Source organism: Pantoea sp. ICBG 985 (genome assembly GCF_002928365.1).
Taxonomy (GTDB): domain Bacteria; phylum Pseudomonadota; class Gammaproteobacteria; order Enterobacterales; family Enterobacteriaceae; genus Pantoea; species Pantoea dispersa.
The window spans coordinates 449,423-467,519 of sequence record NZ_POWM01000004.1; the positions used below are offsets into that span (position 1 = coordinate 449,423).

Genomic DNA, 18,097 nt, shown 5'->3' on the forward strand with positions numbered 1-18,097 from the left:
GCTTCCGGGCAAATAAATGCATGGCGCAGCACGGTTTTAGCGTTCTGTAGCAGGTGAATACGGCGCTTTCTCACAGAAATTGGTTATAGACGCTTATGAATTGATTTGCACCAGGAATATTTCAGCCCGGCAGAAGAAGCGACCTTATGTAAAATAAGTGTCAGCAAATGTCATGACAAAGTAAGTTAATGCAAGTGACGCAATCAGCAGGAATTTCATTAAAAATAAATATAATCAGTCTATTAATAATATTTTTTAAAACGCATTTCGGATGCACTGACAAATATATACACGTAAAACTTTTATGCCTTTACGCTGGTATGGTGGATTACGCTCTGCTCGCTGAGAAAAATCCTAATTACTAAATTTATGAATAGTGTTATCAGCTGGTTTTAACGTTATTTGCGATGATATTTCACTGAAGGCGGCGGAAGGATTAAGTAAGAGATCGGGAAAATGATAAGCAGAATAATAATTACAAAGAAACGTAAATATCACTGGCGCTGACTGCCTGCGATAAGCGCCCGCCAGGGCAGGCGCTATTTCGCTTGACGAATTATTTACCGTTCCACGCTTTCATGCGGGATTCACGCACCTGCAGCTGCTGTTCCGGGGTTAACTTATTGTAGTTTTCAGCCATGCCGCTCTCCCAGTCGCCGTACAGTGGATTGGGCAGCACAATGAACTGGGTGCCGAAACGCTGATGGTTGAGCGTGACAAACTGCTGGCGCTGGGCGTTGCCCTGATGCCAGGTGGCACCGCCGAAGTCATTCAGGTTATCGCCGATATACAGCACCACGTTGTAGCCGGCGTTTTTAATCGCGTCGAAACGCGCCTGTTTATTGGAGTTGCCGGTACTGAGACGCACGGTTTTGTCGCTTACGCCGCTGAAGCCCAGCTTGTTGAGGTTATCGACCGTGGCCGCGTAGTCTTTCTGATCGCGGTTCGAGACGTAGAACATGGTGCCGCCGTGGCTATTCACGTAGTTGGCAAATTCGACGGCACCGGGCACCGCGGTCGCCTGGCGCGCCTGCGTCCACGCTGACCAGGTTTTACCGGAGAACGGCTGGCCGTTTTTTGCCTGCCACGCGCTGTAGGCGCTGTTATCGATCATGGTTTCATCCAGATCAACAATCACCGCTTTGGGTTTGCCGGTGAGCGAAGGGGCGCTATCGAACGCCATGCGTGCCGTGTTGAACGCCTGCCAGCTCAGCGCCTGATACTCGCCAGACTGCTGGAACCAGTTGACTGCCAGTACCGACTGCTGACCGAGTTGCTGCTGAGCCTGCTGTTTTTGCGGTTGGGCACAGCCGGTGAGCGTCAGGGCAATCAGGCCTGCCGCGGCCAGCCAGGAGGTGTTTTTCATCATGTCGTCCTTAAGTGATTATGGTCAGTTTTTGTAAAGCTTTAAAAATGTAGCAGTTAACGTAAGCTGTGGGCAGAGGAAAACCGGGGTCAGGTCACAGGAGACACTTATGGATAATCGCGGGCCGCGCTCGGCGCTGCTGGAGAGTCAACGCTGGCTGGAGTATGCCTTTCAGCCTGCCGGTCAGCCGGCACCGGCCGCTGCGGCGTACGGACAGCAGCGGCACAGCGCAAAAGTGGTGCTGGCCGGACAAAACCGGCCGCCGAAAAGTTGTGAATCCGATGGGGTGATCGGTGACGATCATCGGCCGGTTGCGGTTTACACCGCTGACTGTCTGCCGGTGCTGTTTGCCGATGTGAAAACGCATCAGGTGGCGGCGGTGCATGCCGGCTTGCAGGGTACGCTCGGCGGCGTGCTGAGCAGTGCCCTCGATCAGCTGCTGGCGGGTGGCGCGACGCCGGCATCCCTGCTGGTGGCGATCGGTCCGGCGATCGGCCCGTGCTGCTACGAGCTGGGCGTCGATCGCATCGCACAGATGCAGCAGCGCCCGGACCTGCCGGCGCTAAGCTGGTCACAGCAACAGCCGCATAATCCGCAGGCAATCCGACCTCAGGCACAGGCGCATCATCAGGGAGTATGGTTTGATTTGCCTCAGCTGGCGCAGGACCTGCTGTTACAGCGCGGCATCCCGGCGGCGCAGATTGATCGCGTGGCGGTGTGTACTTATTGCATGGCGGAGGCGGGTTCGAGCTATCGCTATAACACCCATTTTGACAGCGGCTATCAGTCACGTTTCTCGTGGATTCGCCGCCGTGCGTAAGCACGCTTCACCTCCCTGTGAAGCGCGGGCCTTAGTGAATGATGGCGTTGAGCGCCAGCACACCGGCGAGGCCGAGGATGGAGATCAGCGTTTCCATTACCGTCCAGGTTTTCAGGGTTTCAACCACGCTCAGGTTGAAATAGCCTTTGAACAGCCAGAAACCGGGATCGTTCACGTGCGAAGCGATCACGCTGCCTGAACCAACCGCCAGCACCATCAGCGCCGGATCGGTATGGGTGGCGGCAATGATCGGCGTTACGATGCCGGCGGTGGTGATCGCCGCGACGGTGGCCGATCCCAGCGCGATGCGCAGCATTGCCGCCACCGTCCAGCACATCAGCAGCGGTGACAGCGACGATCCTTTCATCAGATCGGCGATATAGTTACCGACACCGCTATCCACCAGCACCTGCTTAAAGGCGCCGCCGCCGGCAATGATAAAGACGATCATGGCGATGGCGGCAATCGAATCGCCACACATATCCATCACCTGCTCCATTTTGCGCCCGTTACGCAGACCGAGGGTGAACACCGCAATTACCACGGCGATAAACAGCGCCACCGCCGGATTGCCGATAAATTCAAAGAACTGGCGCAGCGCATTCTCTTTCGGCATCGTCAGTTCGCAGACTGCCGCAATCGCCATCAGCACTACCGGAATCACCGCGGCAAAGATGCTGATAAAGAAGCCCGGCATCTCCTCTTCGGTGAAGATTTTAGGGTTATACAGCCCTTCCGGCGGCGACTTTTCGAAGCTTTTGAGGAATTTTGAGAAAATCGGGCCGGCAATGATCACCGTCGGGATGGTAATGATTAAGCCGTACAGCAGCGTGGTGCCGAGATTGGCACCAAAGATGGTGGCAATGGCGGTTGGGCCGGGATGCGGCGGCAGGAAGCAGTGTGTCACCGACAGCGCTGCCACCATCGGCACGCCGACGTACAGCAGCGGCAGTCCGGCCGCCGCAACGATGGTGAACACCAGCGGCAGCAGCAGCACAAAACCGACTTCATAGAACATCGCCAGACCGACGATCAGTCCGGTGACCACCAGCGCCCACTGCAGCCGCTGTTTACCGAACGCGGCAATCAGCGTGGTGGCCACCCGCTGGGCAGCGCCGGTATCGGACACCAGCCGCCCGAGCATGGCACCAAAGCCGAGGATCATCGCCAGGCCGCCAAGCGTGGAACCAATACCTTTCTGAATCGAGGCCATCACATTGAGCGGCGTCATGCCTTCGGCGATACCTACCACCGCCGAGACAAACACCAACGCAATGAAGCCGTTGACCTTGAAGACAATCATCAGAACCAGCAGCAGTATCACACCCAGCACAATTATGGTTATTGGCATTTTTTATTATCCTTAGGAAGACAGAGGGGTGTTTAAGGTTTAGGCGCGCGCCGGCAATTACGCCAGCCGCGCCACGGCATTACACGGCGACGCGCATACCGCCATCAACAAACAGCAGATGGCCATTGACGAAATCAGATGCGCCCGACGCCAGGAACACCGCCGCGCCAATCAGCTCTTCCGGCTTGCCCCAGCGCGCAGCCGGCGTACGTTTGGTCAGCCAGCCGGTGAAGGCCGGATCGTCAGCCAGCGTCTGGGTCATCTCGGTGACGAAATAGCCCGGCGCAATGGCGTTAACCTGAATATTGTGGCGCGCCAGCTCCACGCACATGCCGCGCGTCAGCATGGTGACCGCGCCCTTGGAGGCGGCATACGGCGTGATGGTGTCGCGCCCCAGTTCGCTCTGCATCGAGCCGATGTTGATGATTTTTCCGCGCTGACGCTGCACCATTCTTTTCGCCACGGTTTGTGACACCAGAAACACCGCTGTCTGGTTGACGGCAATCACGTCGTTCCAGTCCTGCTCGGGAAACTCGAGAAACGGCCGGCGGCGCTGAATGCCGGCATTGTTCACCAGGATATCAATCGCGCCCCACTGACTTTCAATCTCCTCGACCGCCTGCTGAACCTGCGCCGACTGCGTGACGTCAAAGGCCTTCGCCCGTGCGTGATAACCCAGCTCGCGCAGTTTCGCCGCGCCCTGCTCTGCGCCGCCCTCGGTGGTGGCGTTTATGATCACTTCCGCGCCCGCCTCCGCCAGACCGCGCGCCAGCAGAAAACCGATGCCGCGCGCCGAACCGGTGAGCAACACACGCTTGCCCGCCAGGGAAAATAGCTGACTCATACTGACTCCTTAAAACGTTAACTGGACTTTCGCCGCCCGGGTTTTATCTCCGGCAAACTGCAGCGCCGCGTCGATATCCTGTAAGTCATACTCGCCGCTGAACAGCGGCAGCGGATTGACCACGCCGCGTGCCAGCCAGTCAACCGCCGTGTTGAATTCGTGGGTGAAACGGAACGAACCGACCAGATTGATCTCTTTGGCGATCAGCGTCATCAGCGGGAAATCCGGAATCGTACCGCCCATGCCAACCTGTACCAGCGTGCCTTTGGCGCATACCACGTCGAGACAACGCTGCAGCGAGGACGGATGGCCGGAAGCCTCGAAAGCGACATCGAAGAAGCCTTTATCTGCAAGGTAGGGCGTGAAATCACCGTCAGCCGCGTGGATCACCCCGGTCGCGCCCATCTGCTGCGCCAGGCTAAGCGAGCGTTCGCTGATATCGCTGCAAATAATCTCGGCAGCTCCGCGGGCTTTGGCAGCGGCGGCAATCAGACAGCCAATCGGCCCGACGCCGGAAATGAACACGGTTTTGCCGCTCAGATCGCCCGCCTGCTGCGTGGCGTGGATGCACACAGCCAGCGGTTCAGCAAACACCATTACGCTGTCATCGGCCTCCTGCGGAAACGGCACGCACTGCGCGCTATCGACCACTTTGTATTGCGTGAAGCCACCATCCACGTGCGGCAGATACATGGCGCTGCCGAAAAAGCGCATTGAGGTGCACTGATTTTGCTGCTCGCGCAGGCAGTATTTACAACTGCCGCACGGCTTTGAGGGATTGACCGCCACTTTCTGGTTGGGCTGGAGCTGCGGATCGTCGCTCTCCACCACGTAGCCGATCACTTCATGGCCGAGGATCATCGGCATCTTCACTTCGAAGCTGCCGACTTTACCTTCCTGATAGTAGTGCAGATCGGACCCGCAGATGCCGCCGCGCGTGATGCGCACCAGCGTGCCGGTGCCATCCCACTGCACCTGCTGCTGTGCGACGCTGACCTGTTTTTTGCCGGTAATGACGCAGGATTGCGTTTCAATATTCATTGTAGCCCCTTCAGTGCTGTAGCAATGGGGGCTATCACAGCGGGATACGGCCGGCGAAACTGTGACGGACATCACTCAAAGCGATGTTACAAAACGGCTGTTACCGGGAACGTGATGCAGAGAGGCGGAAAAGCAGACGGCGGCCATTCCTGACCGCCTTAAACAGGGATTAGCTACCCGACATCAGGTCGTGGCTGTATTTAAACAATTCCGAATCCGAGCGCAGGCCGAGCTTTTTCAGCGCCGACTGCTTTTGTCCGCTCACGGTTTTGCGGCTGCGTTTAAACTTCACGGCAATTTGCGACACGCTGAGCCCATCCAGAAAACAGCGCACCACTTCTACTTCGCGCGGACTAAGGGTTTTGACCTTCTCGTACATATTGCCTTTGCTGGAGAGATCGAGATTTTCGTTGATGGCGTCTTCATTCATCACGTAGAGGTTTTCCACCTCGTACGCCACTTCCTGCGACAGGAATAGCCGCCCCTGCGCCACCTGACGAATCGCCTGGACGATCTCCTGCATATTGTGGCTTTTTCCAATAAAGCCCTTAACGCCGGCGCTCAGCACCATTTTGACAATCGCCGGACTCTCCATGGACGATGAGATCAAAATCTTTTGCTGCGGATAGTGATTTCGCAGCTGTTTCACCAGTGCCAGGCCATCCAGTTCCCGCTCGCCCAGCAAAAAGTCCAGCACCAGCACATCCACCGTGGTGCTGCGCAGCTGACTAAACAGTTCATTACTTGAAGACCAGGTCCCGACCAGATGAATATCGGGTTCGTGTTTCAGGCATAACTCGAAAACGGTACGAACCATCGGGTGATCATCAAGGACAGCGACACGCACCTGTTTATTATGTGCATATACCATTCTTTTATTCCTTTATTACAGTCTCAATTTTGTCCAGTACTGATAACCACACCAGTGAAAATGACCTGAAAGTATGCGCTGACCGCTGCCGGGAAAATCGCTTGCAACGGTTTAAACCAAACGTCACCAGGTTAACAAAAATTAGAATCTTGCTTACGCGTTTAACTTATTACCGCTATTTAAAAGGTAGTGTTACCGGATGAATGGCCAGCAGCGGTTAGCGGCCCCGGAAAAACTGCGAAAATTCTGACGTAACTCTGCGAAAGGACCACATAAGAATTGTCTTGAAAGGTCATTTTATGGATAAACCGTTGAAATTTTTGAAATCAAAGCAAAAGCAATATCTAAAAAAAACTGCAAATGTTAATAATGAGTTAAACATTCGAGAATGGTCGCAAAATATCCTTAATGCGGCATTAGATCAGGCAGGCGGGAAAAATCTCTTTATACTCCTTTTCCCTTATCGGCATTAATGACTTTATTTTCTTCAGGAACGCACGGTGTTTAATCCTGTTAATTTCATCCGTCTGGCGGGCGTGGTCCTGTTTATTTTTTTTTGCGGCGCGCTGCAGGCGCAGATCAAACCGTTGCAGCTTTTAGCGCGTTACGATACCGCACAGCCCGCGCTGCAGCTGGCGGAGCCCATCTCTTCAGCCTTTCGAAATAAAGTGATTAAAGTCGCGGTGGCCGGTAAATCACAGCCACCGATATATATGGATACCGATACGCGCCGCTTCGAAGGCCTGAGCGCCGATTACCTGTCGCTGATACAAAGCATGCTGGAGACCAGCATTGAGCTTTATCACTTCCCCAGCCATAGCGCCGCGCAGCAGGCGGTGCTGAAAGGCGAAATGCATATGCTGGCGATTTACGTCGCCCAGCCGTCGTCACAGTCGCAGCCGCTGCTGGCCAGCGCCCCGTGGATGCTGGATTACAGCGTGATGGGACTAAAGACCGACAGCGACCTTTTTCTCAATAACGGCATGCCCGAGCAAGTCGCCTGGTCAGGCACGCCGCTACAGCGCCAGTACCTGGAAGAGACATACGAAAACGCGCAGCTGGTGCGTTTCCCGGGCTACTATGATGCCGTTGCCGCCACCGTTTATGGTCAGACGGCGCGCGTCTGGGGAAATGCGGCGACGCTGACGCACCTCAACCGCTATCTGTTTGCCAACGCGCTTACTATTCTGGCCGATGAGCATACGATTCCGCTCAACGTCGGTTTCGGCATCAGTCCGCTGTATCCTGCGCTGGCCGACGCCATCAACCAGGCGCTGCCGCAGATTCCGCTGTCTATCCGCATGCAGATTGCCAAACGCTGGCAGCTCGATCCCCATCATGTACTGCAACGCAATCCGCTGGCGCTCACCGCCGACGAAGAGCAGTGGCTGCAAAACAACATTCACATCGAGACCACCTTGCCGCTGGCGCAGGCACCGCTCAGCAGCCGGACGCCGGCAGAGCAGTTTCGCGGCATGGCGCCGGACGTGCTGGAGCTGATCACCAGCCAGACCGGCCTGAATTTTGTGGCGCACGCCAGTCATGAACACCCCGGCGGACGTCCTTTGCCAAAGCTGTTTCCACTGGAAATTCTGGAGCCACAGTTCGAAGCACAACCGGCTCTGATTACACGTCCGTGGCTGGTTTCGCATTGGGTGATCATCCGCAATCAGCAGCCGGGAAACATCATGGCACGTGACACCTTTCCGTTTGGTTCGGCGCTGATGCTAAAAAATCCGCTGATGAAAAGCTGGCTGCAGGAGCACTATCCGCACCTGTCGGTGAGCGATACCGATCGTCCGCTGGATGCGCTGCGCCAGCTGCTGGCGCGCAAGGTCGATGCGGTGATCGTGCCGAAAATTTTTGCCGACTACCATCTGCGCAACCATTTTGGCAGCGGGCTGATCGTCGAGGGTACGCTGGGCGCCGACCCCGCGCGCTTTGTGATGCGCGTAGAGCCAGGCAATGAGACGCTGATCAGCATTCTCGATAAAGCGCTGCTGGCCATCCCGCCGGAAACCCTGTTTAAGCTGATGGCGCAGTGGCGTCAGGCGGAACCGCCGTTTCTCAGCAGCTCGTGGCAGAATTACAAGCAAACGATTCTGCTGATCGTTTCGGTATCGCTGGGATTGATTCTGTTGATCCTGCTGTGGAACCACCATCTGCGCAAAGTGATTCAGCAGCGTATGCAGGCAGAGAATGCGCTGAAAAATCAGCTCAATTTTACCCACACGCTGTTTAATGACTCGCCGGTGGCAATGTACATCCGCGATAAGCAAACGCGGCTGGTGGACTGTAACAATGCCTATCTGCGCTTTTTGCACATCAAACGCGACGAGGTAATCGGTAAACGACTGTCGGACGTGTTCAACACCAATAACGCCAGCATTCATACCATTGAAGATGGTTACCAGCAGACGCTGCAGGATGGTGAAGCGGTAATGCGCGACGTCCAGCTGATGTTTGGCCAGCAGGCCTTCCATCTGTACCACTGGACGCTGCCGTTTCGCGATCGGCTGGGGGAAGTTGCCGGGGTGATCGGCGGCTGGGTCGATGTCACCGAACGTAACGCGCTGTTGCAGGAGCTGCAGCTGGCCAAGGACACCGCAGACAAAGCCAACCGCTCCAAAAGTGAGTTTCTCGCCAGCATGAGCCATGAGATCCGCACGCCGCTGCACGCCATCATTGGTTTGCTGGAGCTGGAAACCCGCTCGCAGCCGTGTGAGACGCTGTCAGAGAATATTCGCGTCGCCTACAGCTCGGCGCGCGCGCTGCTGTCGCTGATCGGCGATATCCTCGATCTGTCGAAGATCGAATCTGGCCAGTATCAACCCACGCCGGAAACTGTTTACCTGCCGGATGTGATCGATCAGGCGGTGACGCTGTTTCGCAACAAGGCCGAAAGCAAAGGGATCGATCTGCGCGTAGAGATGGACATCGCGGCCTACTGGGTACAGACCGATCCGCTGATGATCAACCAGATCCTGTCTAACCTATTGAGTAACGCCATTAAATTTACCGATCGCGGCAGCGTAACCGTGGTGCTGATGCAGGGGATTGGCCAGGAAGAGGAAGGTTGTGAGTTCGTCATAGAAGTGAGCGATGACGGCTGCGGCATGACCGAGGAGCAGCAGCAGGCGATTTTTGAGCCATTTGTCCAGGTCGGAGAACGTCAGCAGCAGCAGATTGGCACCGGTCTTGGCCTGAGCATCTGCCGCAATCTGGCAGAGCTGCTGGATGGCGAACTGATTGTGGAGAGTACGCCAGGTGAAGGATCGGTGTTCTCCTTCTACTTCCGCGCGCCGGCCGGCGAACCGCGCGATCAAACCCAACCGCATCTGTCACAGCCGCTGGTCACCGACAAGCTGTCGGTGCTGGTGATTGATGATCATGCGCCTAATCGCCTGCTGCTGGGTAAACAGCTGGAGCTGGCGGGCCATCAGGTGGTGGTGAGCGAAAGCGCCGTCGAAGCGCTGAAGCTGTGGCAGCAGGATCCGCTGCGCTTTGACCTGATCATTACCGACTGCAATATGCCTGGCATGAACGGGTTTGAATTTGCCCAGGCGCTGCGCCAGCATGAACGCCACTATCATCTGCCGCCGATCACGCTATACGGCCTGACCGCCTCCGCCGAGCAGCACATCATGCAGCGTTGCCTGCAGGCTGGCATGAACGACTGCCTGTTCAAGCCGCTTAATCTGGATACGTTGCTGGCGCAAATCACCCACTGTCCGCGCCGCACGCCAAACGCGCCTGACAGCGAGGCAGCAGCCGTGACCGGGCAACCTGTTGCTGATACCGCCGTCGCCGCGCTGCCGGCCCCTGCGGCGGTTCCGACTTTTGCGCCGCTGCTGATGCAGCTGGCTGAGCGCGATCCTGCCAGCTGCATCACCCTGCTGGAAAGTATTCGCACCAGCCACGATGAATTGCTGGCGGCGCTGCAGCAAACCACTGATGCTCACGCGCTGTCACAGCTTGGCCATAAGCTGAAAGGCGGTGCCAGTATTCTTAATGCCAGCGCGCTGATGGAGCTGGGGCGCAAGCTGGAGAAACACCAGCAGGAAGGACACGATGTCGCGCAGCTGATTGCCGCCATCGCGTGCGAAATTAACGCCGTCAATGAAACATTAATTATCTTTGAACAATATCGGCTGAAAAATCAGCAGGTTTTATAAAAACATAATCTTATCAAGACATTTCTCGGTTCGCCGGGATAAGCCGCCAGACATAATGTCCGCCAGCGCCATCATATCGGTGTCGTAAAAGGGAGATCTATGTTTAATGCAAAAATTCTCATCGTTGATGAGCATCGCCTTGTTGCGGCTGGGGTGCAGGCTTTATTATTAATGAATGGCTTTAATTGTGTCACTACAGCAAACACAATTAATGATGGTATTGACGATGTTATTCATCAGCACATCGACATCCTGATTTTAGATCCTGATTTTAAAGAGAAAAATGGCATCGCCTTTTTACGCGATATCGTAAAATCTAAAACCTGGATGAAAGTCATTCTGCTCAGTCAGAGCAGTAACAATCACCTGCTTATACAATCGCTTAGTCAGGGCGCTAACGGCTTCGTGTCGAAATACGACCCGATTCAGACGCTGATCGCCGCCATTGGCTGCGTATTTAATAATGTAAATTATCTGCCCGGCGATATTCTTGACCGGCGCCAGCGCTATGTGAATGAACAGGATATGCTGTCGCGCCTGACCGAGCGGGAAACGCTTATTTTACGTCAGCTGGCGCAGGGAAAATCCAATAAAATCATTGCCTGTGAATTAGGATTAAATAACAAAACTATCAGTACTTATAAAACTAAGATTTTTCAAAAGCTCGAATCAAAGAATCTGGTCGATATTATCGAACTGGCACGGCGAAATGGTGCCTGCTGAAGCCAAAATCAAGACCAGTCTTGCGGATTAATTCGACTGAGGCATGGCATCATCACCTCGTCCTCACCCGGGATTGTTATAGAGATTGAGTCATACAGGAATTTATAACCACAGAGCTAATTTATTAGCCCAATCTTCATGCCATTACAGGGCGCGCAGGTTTCTTCCCGTGCCTGGCGAAAGTGGTCCGATACTTTCGTCTGCGACTTGCCGCCCTGCTTTTTTTTGATGTTTCTCACAGGCTGAGCGCCGCAAATTTCCAGCCCGCACTTTTCCCGCTAGAGTTCACTCATCCGACCACTCACTGAGTAAGTGATCATGACTGAGCGTTATCCGCATCTGTTTGCCCCGCTGGATCTGGGCTTTACGCAACTGAAAAACCGTTTCCTGATGGGCTCAATGCACACCGGTCTGGAAGAGCATGCTGATGGCGCTCAGCGCCTCGCTGCCTTCTACGCCGAGCGCGCCCGGGAAGGCGTTGCGCTGATTGTGACCGGCGGCATCGCGCCCAATGCGCAGGGCGTGGTGGCGCAGGGCGGAGCCATGCTGACGAACGAAACCCAGTGCGGCTGGCACCGCCAGATAACTGATGCGGTACATGCTCAGGGGGGCAAAATTGCGCTGCAGATCCTGCACGCCGGGCGCTACAGCTATCAGCGCGATCTGGTGGCGCCCTCGGCGCTACAGGCGCCCATCAACCCGTTTACACCGCAGGCACTGAGCGAAGCGCAGATTGAACAAACCATCGCGGATTTCGCGCGCTGCGCCCGGCTGGCGCAGCAGGCCGGTTACGACGGCGTCGAAATCATGGGTTCCGAAGGCTACCTGATTAATCAGTTCCTGGTCGCCCATACCAATCAGCGCGACGACGGCTGGGGCGGTGATGTGGCGCGCCGGCAGCGCTTTGCGCTGGAAGTAACACAGGCGGTGCGCGCCGCCGTCGGTGATGCCTTTATTATTATTTTTCGCCTGTCGATGCTCGACCTGGTGAATAACGGCAGCTCGCTGCAGGAGACGCTGCAGCTTGCCACGGCGCTGGAGCAGCGCGGCGTGACGCTGTTCAACAGCGGCATTGGCTGGCATGAAGCACGCATTCCCACCATTGCCACCTGCGTGCCGCGTGCCGGTTTCGCCTGGGTCACGCAGCATCTGCGCCAGCACGTCAGCGTACCGGTTATCGCTACCAACCGTATTAATCATCCCCAGGTAGCGGAGGAGATTGTGCGCGACGGTATTGCCGACATGGTGTCGATGGCGCGGCCATTTCTTGCCGATGCCGCGTTTGTCAGCAAAGCGCAGGCGGGCCAGCCCGACGCCATCAATACCTGCATCGCCTGTAATCAGGCCTGTCTCGATCAAATCTTTGCCGGCAAGGTCACTTCCTGCCTGGTCAATCCGCGCGCCTGTCACGAAACGCTGATGCCGGTCATCGCCGTCGCGCAGCCAAAACGGCTGGCGGTGGTGGGTGCCGGTCCGGCCGGTATGGCGTTCGCGCTGCAGGCGGCGCAGCGCGGCCATCGCGTCACCCTGTACGAAGCCGATGCGCAGATTGGCGGCCAGTTCAACATTGCCCGCCAGATCCCCGGCAAGGCGGAGTTCAGCGAGACGCTACGCTATTTTCGCCATCAGCTGGCAGCAGCAGGCGTTGCGTTGCGCCTCAATCACCGCGTCAGCGCCGAAGAGCTGGAGCTGGCGGATGAAGTCATCATTGCTACCGGCATCACACCGCGCCAGCTAACCATTCCCGGCATCGATCACCCCAGCGTTCTGAGCTACCTCGATGTGATACGCGATAAAAAACCGGTTGGCCAGCGCGTGGCGATTATCGGTGCCGGCGGCATTGGTTTCGACACCGCGGAGTTTCTGCTGCAGCACGCCGGTCGCGAGGAAGACTTCTACCAAAACTGGGGCATCGATCGCAGCCTGCAGGCGCGCGGCGGTTTAATGCGTCCACAGCCGGCTCCTGCCGACCGCCAGATCTGGCTGCTGCAGCGTAAATCCGGCAAACCGGGCGCCGGGCTGGCGAAAACCACCGGCTGGATCCATCGCGCCAGCCTGCAGGCGCACGGCGTGCAGATGTGGGGCGATGTCGAGTATCTGAAGATTGATGATGACGGGCTGCACCTGCGCCATCAGGGGGAAGCGCTGACGCTGGCGGTAGATAACATCGTGATTTGCGCCGGTCAGGAACCGCTGCGTACGCTGGCGCAGGCGCTGACCGCACGCGGCAAAGCCGTGCGGCTGATCGGCGGCGCCGACGTCGCGCAGGAGCTGGATGCACGGCGCGCCATTGCTCAGGCCACCGAACTGGCGCTCAGCTTGTGATTAACGCAGCTTGACCGAACGCAGTACCACAAATTTGGCGTTAGAGGCCACCAGTTCGCAGTTGCCAAACAGCTTCTTCATTTTCTGATGATAGCCAAGGTGGCGGTTGCCGACGATGCGCAGCTCGCCGCCATACTGCAGGCAGCGTTTGGCGTCACGCAGCATCTGCCACGCCAGGTGGTCGGTCACCGCGTGCTGCTGATGGAACGGCGGATTGCACAGCACCGCATGCAGCCGGTCCGACGGAAAACCGCTCAGCACGTTGTTAACCCGAAACTGGCAGCGCGCCAGATCCTGTGGTCGGTTCAGCTCAACGTTGAGCTGGCTGGAGGCCACCGCCATGTAAGATTCATCGACGAACAGCACCTCGGCCTGCGGATTCTGTTCCAGTGCCTGCAGGCCGATCACGCCGTTACCGCAGCCGAGATCGACGATTTCGCCTTCAATATCGTGCGGCAGATGTTGCAGAAAGAAGCGCGCGCCAATATCCAGCGCCGCGCGGGCGAACACATTGGCGTGATTGTGGATGTGATACGGCGTCTCGTCGAGCGGCCACACGGTGGTCGCCGGCACGTCCGCCAGCGCCGGGGCGCTGAAATGGCTGTAAATCAGACGCGCTTTTTTCCACGCCAGCGAGGTTTTGCTCTCACCGAGAATGCGTTCAAACAGCTGCAGCGTGGAATTATGGATATCTTTGGCTTTACCGGCCGCCAGAATCAGGGTATCCGGCGTGACGACCGTCCGCAGCGCGCGCAGCTGGTGCTCAAGCAGCGCCAGCGCTTTGGGCAGCTTAATCAGTACCGCCGCCGGGGCAGCCGGCAACGGCGCCAGGCTATCAAGAAAGTGTACCGACGCTTCATCCAGACTGTTGAGACGCAGATTCTGCCGGGCAGCCTGCTGGCTGAGCCACGAGTCGCTGACGTGCCAGATTTCCCGATCGCTCAGCCCGCAGGTCAGCGCGCCAAAGCTGTCATTGAATACCAGCACCGGGCCTGCCGGCAGCGCCTGCTGCAGCAAATATTCATCTGCGGCGTCCCACGCCTGTAGCGGGCTCTCTTCGCGCATCGGCGGGAAGCGCTGAAGCGTCAGCGTGCGATCGGTCAGTTCAAGTTGGCTCATGGAATCTCCGGCGTGGTACACTTTGCGCGATTTTCGCCCTGAAAAGGGGGCGCAGTATACTGTCTTTCGTCGGGAATCCCAATGTCATTAATCTATCTGCAGGGTTACCCTGAAAACATCCTCGAACAGGTGCAAGTGCTGATTGATAATCAGCGATTAGCCGCCTTTTTGCAGCAGCGTTATCCCGATACGCACGACGTCGTCAGCGACCGCGCGCTTTATGACTACACGCAGGCGCTGAAAAACCGCTATATGCGCAGCGCACCGCCGGTGAGCAAGGTCATCTGGGATAATAAAATCAAAGTGATGAAGCATGCACTTGGCCTGCATACCGCCATTTCCCGCGTGCAGGGCGGTAACCTGAAAGCCAAGGCCGAAATTCGCATCTCGACCTTTTTCCGCCTCGCGCCGGAACCCTTTCTGCGCATGATCGTGGTGCACGAACTGGCGCACCTGAAAGAGAAAGATCACAGCAAAGCCTTTTATCAGCTGTGCTGCCACATGGAACCGGACTACCACCAGCTGGAGTTCGACGCGCGCCTGTGGATGACCGAACAGGCGCTGCGCGGCAACGCGGCCTAAAGAAACTCCTGCGCTTTCTGAATCAGACTGGTTTTGGTCAATGCGCCGAGGAAGCGACGCTCCTGCGCATTATTCAGCACCGGTAAACGCTCCAGCGTCACGCGTGCAAACGCCTCCCAGCCTTCACGCATGCTCTGATGCTGGTAAATGCAGGGGAAATTATCATCCATCACGCTGCTGACCGGCGAATCCAGCGTGATCTCCTGTGCCAGCACTTTGCGCGAAATGTCATGAATTGATACTACGCCAAGAAACTGACCGGCCTGATTAATGACGTAGACGTAGCGCTCGCGCTTGAGTGAACTCACCGCCAGCGCCTGCCCGACCGATTCCGCCGGCTGCAGCGCCGCGCCGGGGATGATCAGCTGATCAACCCGCATATTATCAAAATCATATTTCGCTTCTGAACGATTAAGGTGATGGCTTACCACCGGATAGGTACTGGCAGACTGCAGCCGGTAGACCAGCATTGACGCCAGCACCGAGGCGATCATCAGTGGGAACAGCAGGCTGCTGTTGAGCGTCATCTCCAGCACCATCAGCATCGCCATCAGCGGCGCCTGACTGACCGCTGCCAGCACCGCCGCCATGCCCACCGCCGCATACAGCAGTGTATTGCCCACCGGCAAATGCAGCAGCACGCCAGTCTGCGCCAGCGCCACGCCGAGCAGCGCACCAATCAATAATGAGGGCGTGAACAGGCCGCCTACCGCGTTGGAGCCGACCGAGAGCGTGGTCGCCAGCATTTTCAGCACCAGCAGGCCGAGCAGACCCGCCAGCAGATAGTTGCCTTCAATGATTTTCACGATCACTTCATAGCCGTTACCGAGGATATCGGTGGAGATCAGCGCCAGTAAGCCAACCGCAAAGCCGCCTGCGCCCAGCCTGAACGGCAGCGAGTGCACGCGGCTGAATAACGCTTTGCTGCGCGCAATCAGCTTGATTAACAGCCAGCCTGCCACGCCCGCAGCAAACCCAATGATTACCGTCATCAGCAGGCTGGTGAGATCCATTTGAAACAGCGTGTCGGAGAGCGGATAGAGCGCGCTGCGAAAGCCCAGTGACCACATGGTCATCACCGCCACTGCCGAGGCGACAATCAGCGGAATCAGCCGCTGTAGCGCAGAGATACCAAACGCAATTTCCGCGACAAAAATCGCCGACGCCAGCGGGGCGTGATACACCGACGACAGACCGGCGGCGGCGGCCATCGCGACGATGTCGCTGTTGCGCATATTGAGGGACGCTGGCAGCCAGCGCCCCAGCAGGCTGCCGCTCAGCGCCGACAACTGCACCATCGGCCCCTCTTTACCAATCGACGCCCCGCTGCCGATACTGGCAATCGACGACAGTGCGCGAAACAGTGAGGTTTTGGTGGGCACCGCATCCAGCCGCGCGTTAATCACTTCAAGGTAATCGGTTTTCACCGTCTCCTGCTGCTCAATCGCCACCGCGTAGCGCAGGAACCAGCCGGCCAGCAGCCCGCCCGCCCCCACCAGCAGCGGCCAGAAGATCCACGGCCAGACGTGCATCGCGACCGTGATTTCGCTGTCGCTGTGAAACAGCAAATGATTGATGAGATCGATGATGCCGCGAAACGCCAGCGTGACCAGCGAGGCCACCAGGCCCACCGGAATGGCGATCAGCAGTGTGGTCCAGTTCAGTGCGTGTTTGCTTCCGCTCACCCGGCGTCCCCGCATATCGGTTAAAAAAGGGTTTGGCATCATCATATTGGAATGCGGATCGCAGGATCAAATTTCGCCTGCCTGCGCCGCCAGGGAACATGCTACTCTGCCGCTTTCAGAGTGCAGGAGAGCCAGCCGTGATACGTTTTGCCATTGTGGGAACCAACTGGATCACCCGCCAGTTTATCGACGCCGCGCACGAGAGCGGCAAAATGAAACTGAGCGCCGTCTATTCACGCAGCCAGCAGCAGGCCGACGCCTTTGTCGCGGATTATCCCTGTCCGCTGACCTTTACCTCACTGGAGGCGCTGGCGGCAAGTGCGGAAATCGACGCGGTGTATATCGCCAGCCCCAATGCGCTGCACTGTGAGCAAGCGCTGCTGTTCATGTCGCACGGCAAACACGTCATCTGCGAAAAACCGCTGGCCTCTAACCTGCGTGAAGCTGAGGCGATGATTGCCTGTGCGCGTCAGCATCAGGTGGTGCTGTTTGAGGCGTTCAAAACCGCCAGTCTGCCGACATTCCTGCGCCTGCAACAGGCGCTGCCGCAGTTAGGCACGCTGCGCAAAGCGCTGTTCAACTACTGTCAGTATTCGTCACGCTATCAGCGCTATCTCGACGGTGGGAACCCAAATACCTTCAACCCGCGCTGGTCCAACGGTTCGATCATGGATATCGGCTACTACTGCCTCGCCGCTGCCGTTACCCTGTGGGGCGCGCCGCAGCAGGTGAAAGCTGAGGCCTCGCTGCTGGCAAGCGGCGTCGATGCGCACGGCGTGGTAGTGCTGGACTACGGCGATTTCGACGTCACGCTGCTGCACTCGAAAGTCAGTGATTCCCTGATTCCCAGCGAAATCCAGGGCGAAGCCGGCTCGCTGGTGATAGAGAAAATTTCCGAGTGCCAGCAGCTGCGCCTGATTCCGCGCGGCGGCGAGAGCCAGAACCTGACGCAGCCACAGCACATCAATACTATGCTGTATGAAGCAGAGACCTTCGCCCGGCTGGTGGAAACGCGCCAGGTGGAGCACCCTGCGCTGGAGGTGTCACGCATTACCGCCCGGTTGCTGACAGAGATTCGTCGCCAGACCGGCGTGGTATTTCCGGCGGATCGGAAAGAAGTGTAAATATTGCAAAATATTACAGCTCCCCCATTGAATCTGCTCGCGGTTGCACGTATGTTGGCCGCAGCAAAGGG

General features: G+C 57.1%; 14 protein-coding genes. 7 read left to right on the top strand and 7 right to left on the bottom strand.

Annotated elements, in window-relative coordinates; translation table 11 throughout:
• Positions 1 to 556 precede the first annotated feature (556 nt).
• Positions 557 to 1,366 carry a 5'-nucleotidase, lipoprotein e(P4) family gene (locus C1Y42_RS14670; protein WP_104093849.1) on the bottom strand — a complete coding sequence of 270 codons (810 nt, stop codon included), beginning with the start codon at positions 1,364 to 1,366 and terminating at the stop codon, positions 557 to 559.
• Positions 1,367 to 1,475: 109 nt separating this feature from the next.
• Between C1Y42_RS14670 and C1Y42_RS14675 the strand changes: the two genes are divergently transcribed.
• The gene (locus C1Y42_RS14675) at positions 1,476 to 2,186 is read left to right on the top strand and encodes a polyphenol oxidase family protein (RefSeq protein WP_104093850.1); all 711 of its coding nucleotides are present in this window, start codon (positions 1,476 to 1,478) and stop codon (positions 2,184 to 2,186) included.
• A gap of 31 nt (positions 2,187 to 2,217) precedes the next feature.
• Here C1Y42_RS14675 and C1Y42_RS14680 read toward each other — a convergent pair whose 3' ends face one another.
• From C1Y42_RS14680 to C1Y42_RS14695, 4 genes are all read right to left on the bottom strand, one after another.
• Positions 2,218 to 3,537 carry a gluconate:H+ symporter gene (locus C1Y42_RS14680; protein WP_058771315.1) on the bottom strand — a complete coding sequence of 440 codons (1,320 nt, stop codon included), beginning with the start codon at positions 3,535 to 3,537 and terminating at the stop codon, positions 2,218 to 2,220.
• A gap of 79 nt (positions 3,538 to 3,616) precedes the next feature.
• Positions 3,617 to 4,381, bottom strand: coding sequence for a gluconate 5-dehydrogenase (idnO, locus tag C1Y42_RS14685; protein ID WP_058759836.1), 765 nt, complete (start codon positions 4,379 to 4,381; stop codon positions 3,617 to 3,619).
• Between the two features lie 9 nt (positions 4,382 to 4,390).
• Complete coding sequence (gene idnD, locus C1Y42_RS14690; protein ID WP_058759837.1) at positions 4,391 to 5,422, bottom strand: L-idonate 5-dehydrogenase; 1,032 nt, start codon at positions 5,420 to 5,422, stop codon at positions 4,391 to 4,393.
• Positions 5,423 to 5,591: 169 nt separating this feature from the next.
• Complete coding sequence (locus C1Y42_RS14695; protein ID WP_058759838.1) at positions 5,592 to 6,293, bottom strand: response regulator transcription factor; 702 nt, start codon at positions 6,291 to 6,293, stop codon at positions 5,592 to 5,594.
• 299 nt (positions 6,294 to 6,592) lie between these two features.
• On the opposite strand from C1Y42_RS14695, the gene C1Y42_RS23585 reads away from it, so the two are divergent.
• The 4 genes from C1Y42_RS23585 to C1Y42_RS14710 all read left to right on the top strand — a co-directional run bounded on the left by C1Y42_RS23585 (position 6,593) and on the right by C1Y42_RS14710 (position 13,516).
• Complete coding sequence (locus C1Y42_RS23585) at positions 6,593 to 6,766, top strand: hypothetical protein (protein WP_158251405.1); 174 nt, start codon at positions 6,593 to 6,595, stop codon at positions 6,764 to 6,766.
• A gap of 27 nt (positions 6,767 to 6,793) precedes the next feature.
• A complete protein-coding gene (locus C1Y42_RS14700) occupies positions 6,794 to 10,468 on the top strand; it encodes an ATP-binding protein (protein ID WP_104093851.1) in 3,675 nt (1,224 codons plus the stop codon).
• A 99-nt stretch (positions 10,469 to 10,567) separates the two neighbouring features.
• A complete protein-coding gene (locus C1Y42_RS14705; protein WP_021509694.1) occupies positions 10,568 to 11,191 on the top strand; it encodes a response regulator transcription factor in 624 nt (207 codons plus the stop codon).
• 318 nt (positions 11,192 to 11,509) lie between these two features.
• Positions 11,510 to 13,516: an NADPH-dependent 2,4-dienoyl-CoA reductase gene (locus C1Y42_RS14710; protein WP_104093852.1), complete on the top strand. Its 2,007-nt coding sequence runs from the start codon at positions 11,510 to 11,512 to the stop codon at positions 13,514 to 13,516.
• On the opposite strand, the gene rlmG is transcribed toward C1Y42_RS14710, so the two are convergent.
• On the bottom strand, positions 13,517 to 14,635 hold the full coding sequence (gene rlmG / locus C1Y42_RS14715; RefSeq protein WP_104093853.1) for a 23S rRNA (guanine(1835)-N(2))-methyltransferase RlmG: 1,119 nt from the start codon (positions 14,633 to 14,635) through the stop codon (positions 13,517 to 13,519).
• An 81-nt stretch (positions 14,636 to 14,716) separates the two neighbouring features.
• Here rlmG and C1Y42_RS14720 point away from each other — a divergent pair, with 81 nt between their 5' ends.
• The gene (locus C1Y42_RS14720) at positions 14,717 to 15,217 is read left to right on the top strand and encodes a M48 family metallopeptidase (protein ID WP_021509697.1); all 501 of its coding nucleotides are present in this window, start codon (positions 14,717 to 14,719) and stop codon (positions 15,215 to 15,217) included.
• Here C1Y42_RS14720 and C1Y42_RS14725 read toward each other — a convergent pair.
• Positions 15,214 to 16,902 carry a chloride channel protein gene (locus C1Y42_RS14725; protein WP_058771350.1) on the bottom strand — a complete coding sequence of 563 codons (1,689 nt, stop codon included), beginning with the start codon at positions 16,900 to 16,902 and terminating at the stop codon, positions 15,214 to 15,216. The genes C1Y42_RS14720 and C1Y42_RS14725 overlap by 4 nt on opposite strands.
• Before the next feature lie 137 nt (positions 16,903 to 17,039).
• On the opposite strand from C1Y42_RS14725, the gene C1Y42_RS14730 reads away from it, so the two are divergent.
• Positions 17,040 to 18,026 carry a Gfo/Idh/MocA family protein gene (locus C1Y42_RS14730; protein WP_104093854.1) on the top strand — a complete coding sequence of 329 codons (987 nt, stop codon included), beginning with the start codon at positions 17,040 to 17,042 and terminating at the stop codon, positions 18,024 to 18,026.
• The last annotated feature ends 71 nt before the right edge of the window (positions 18,027 to 18,097 follow it).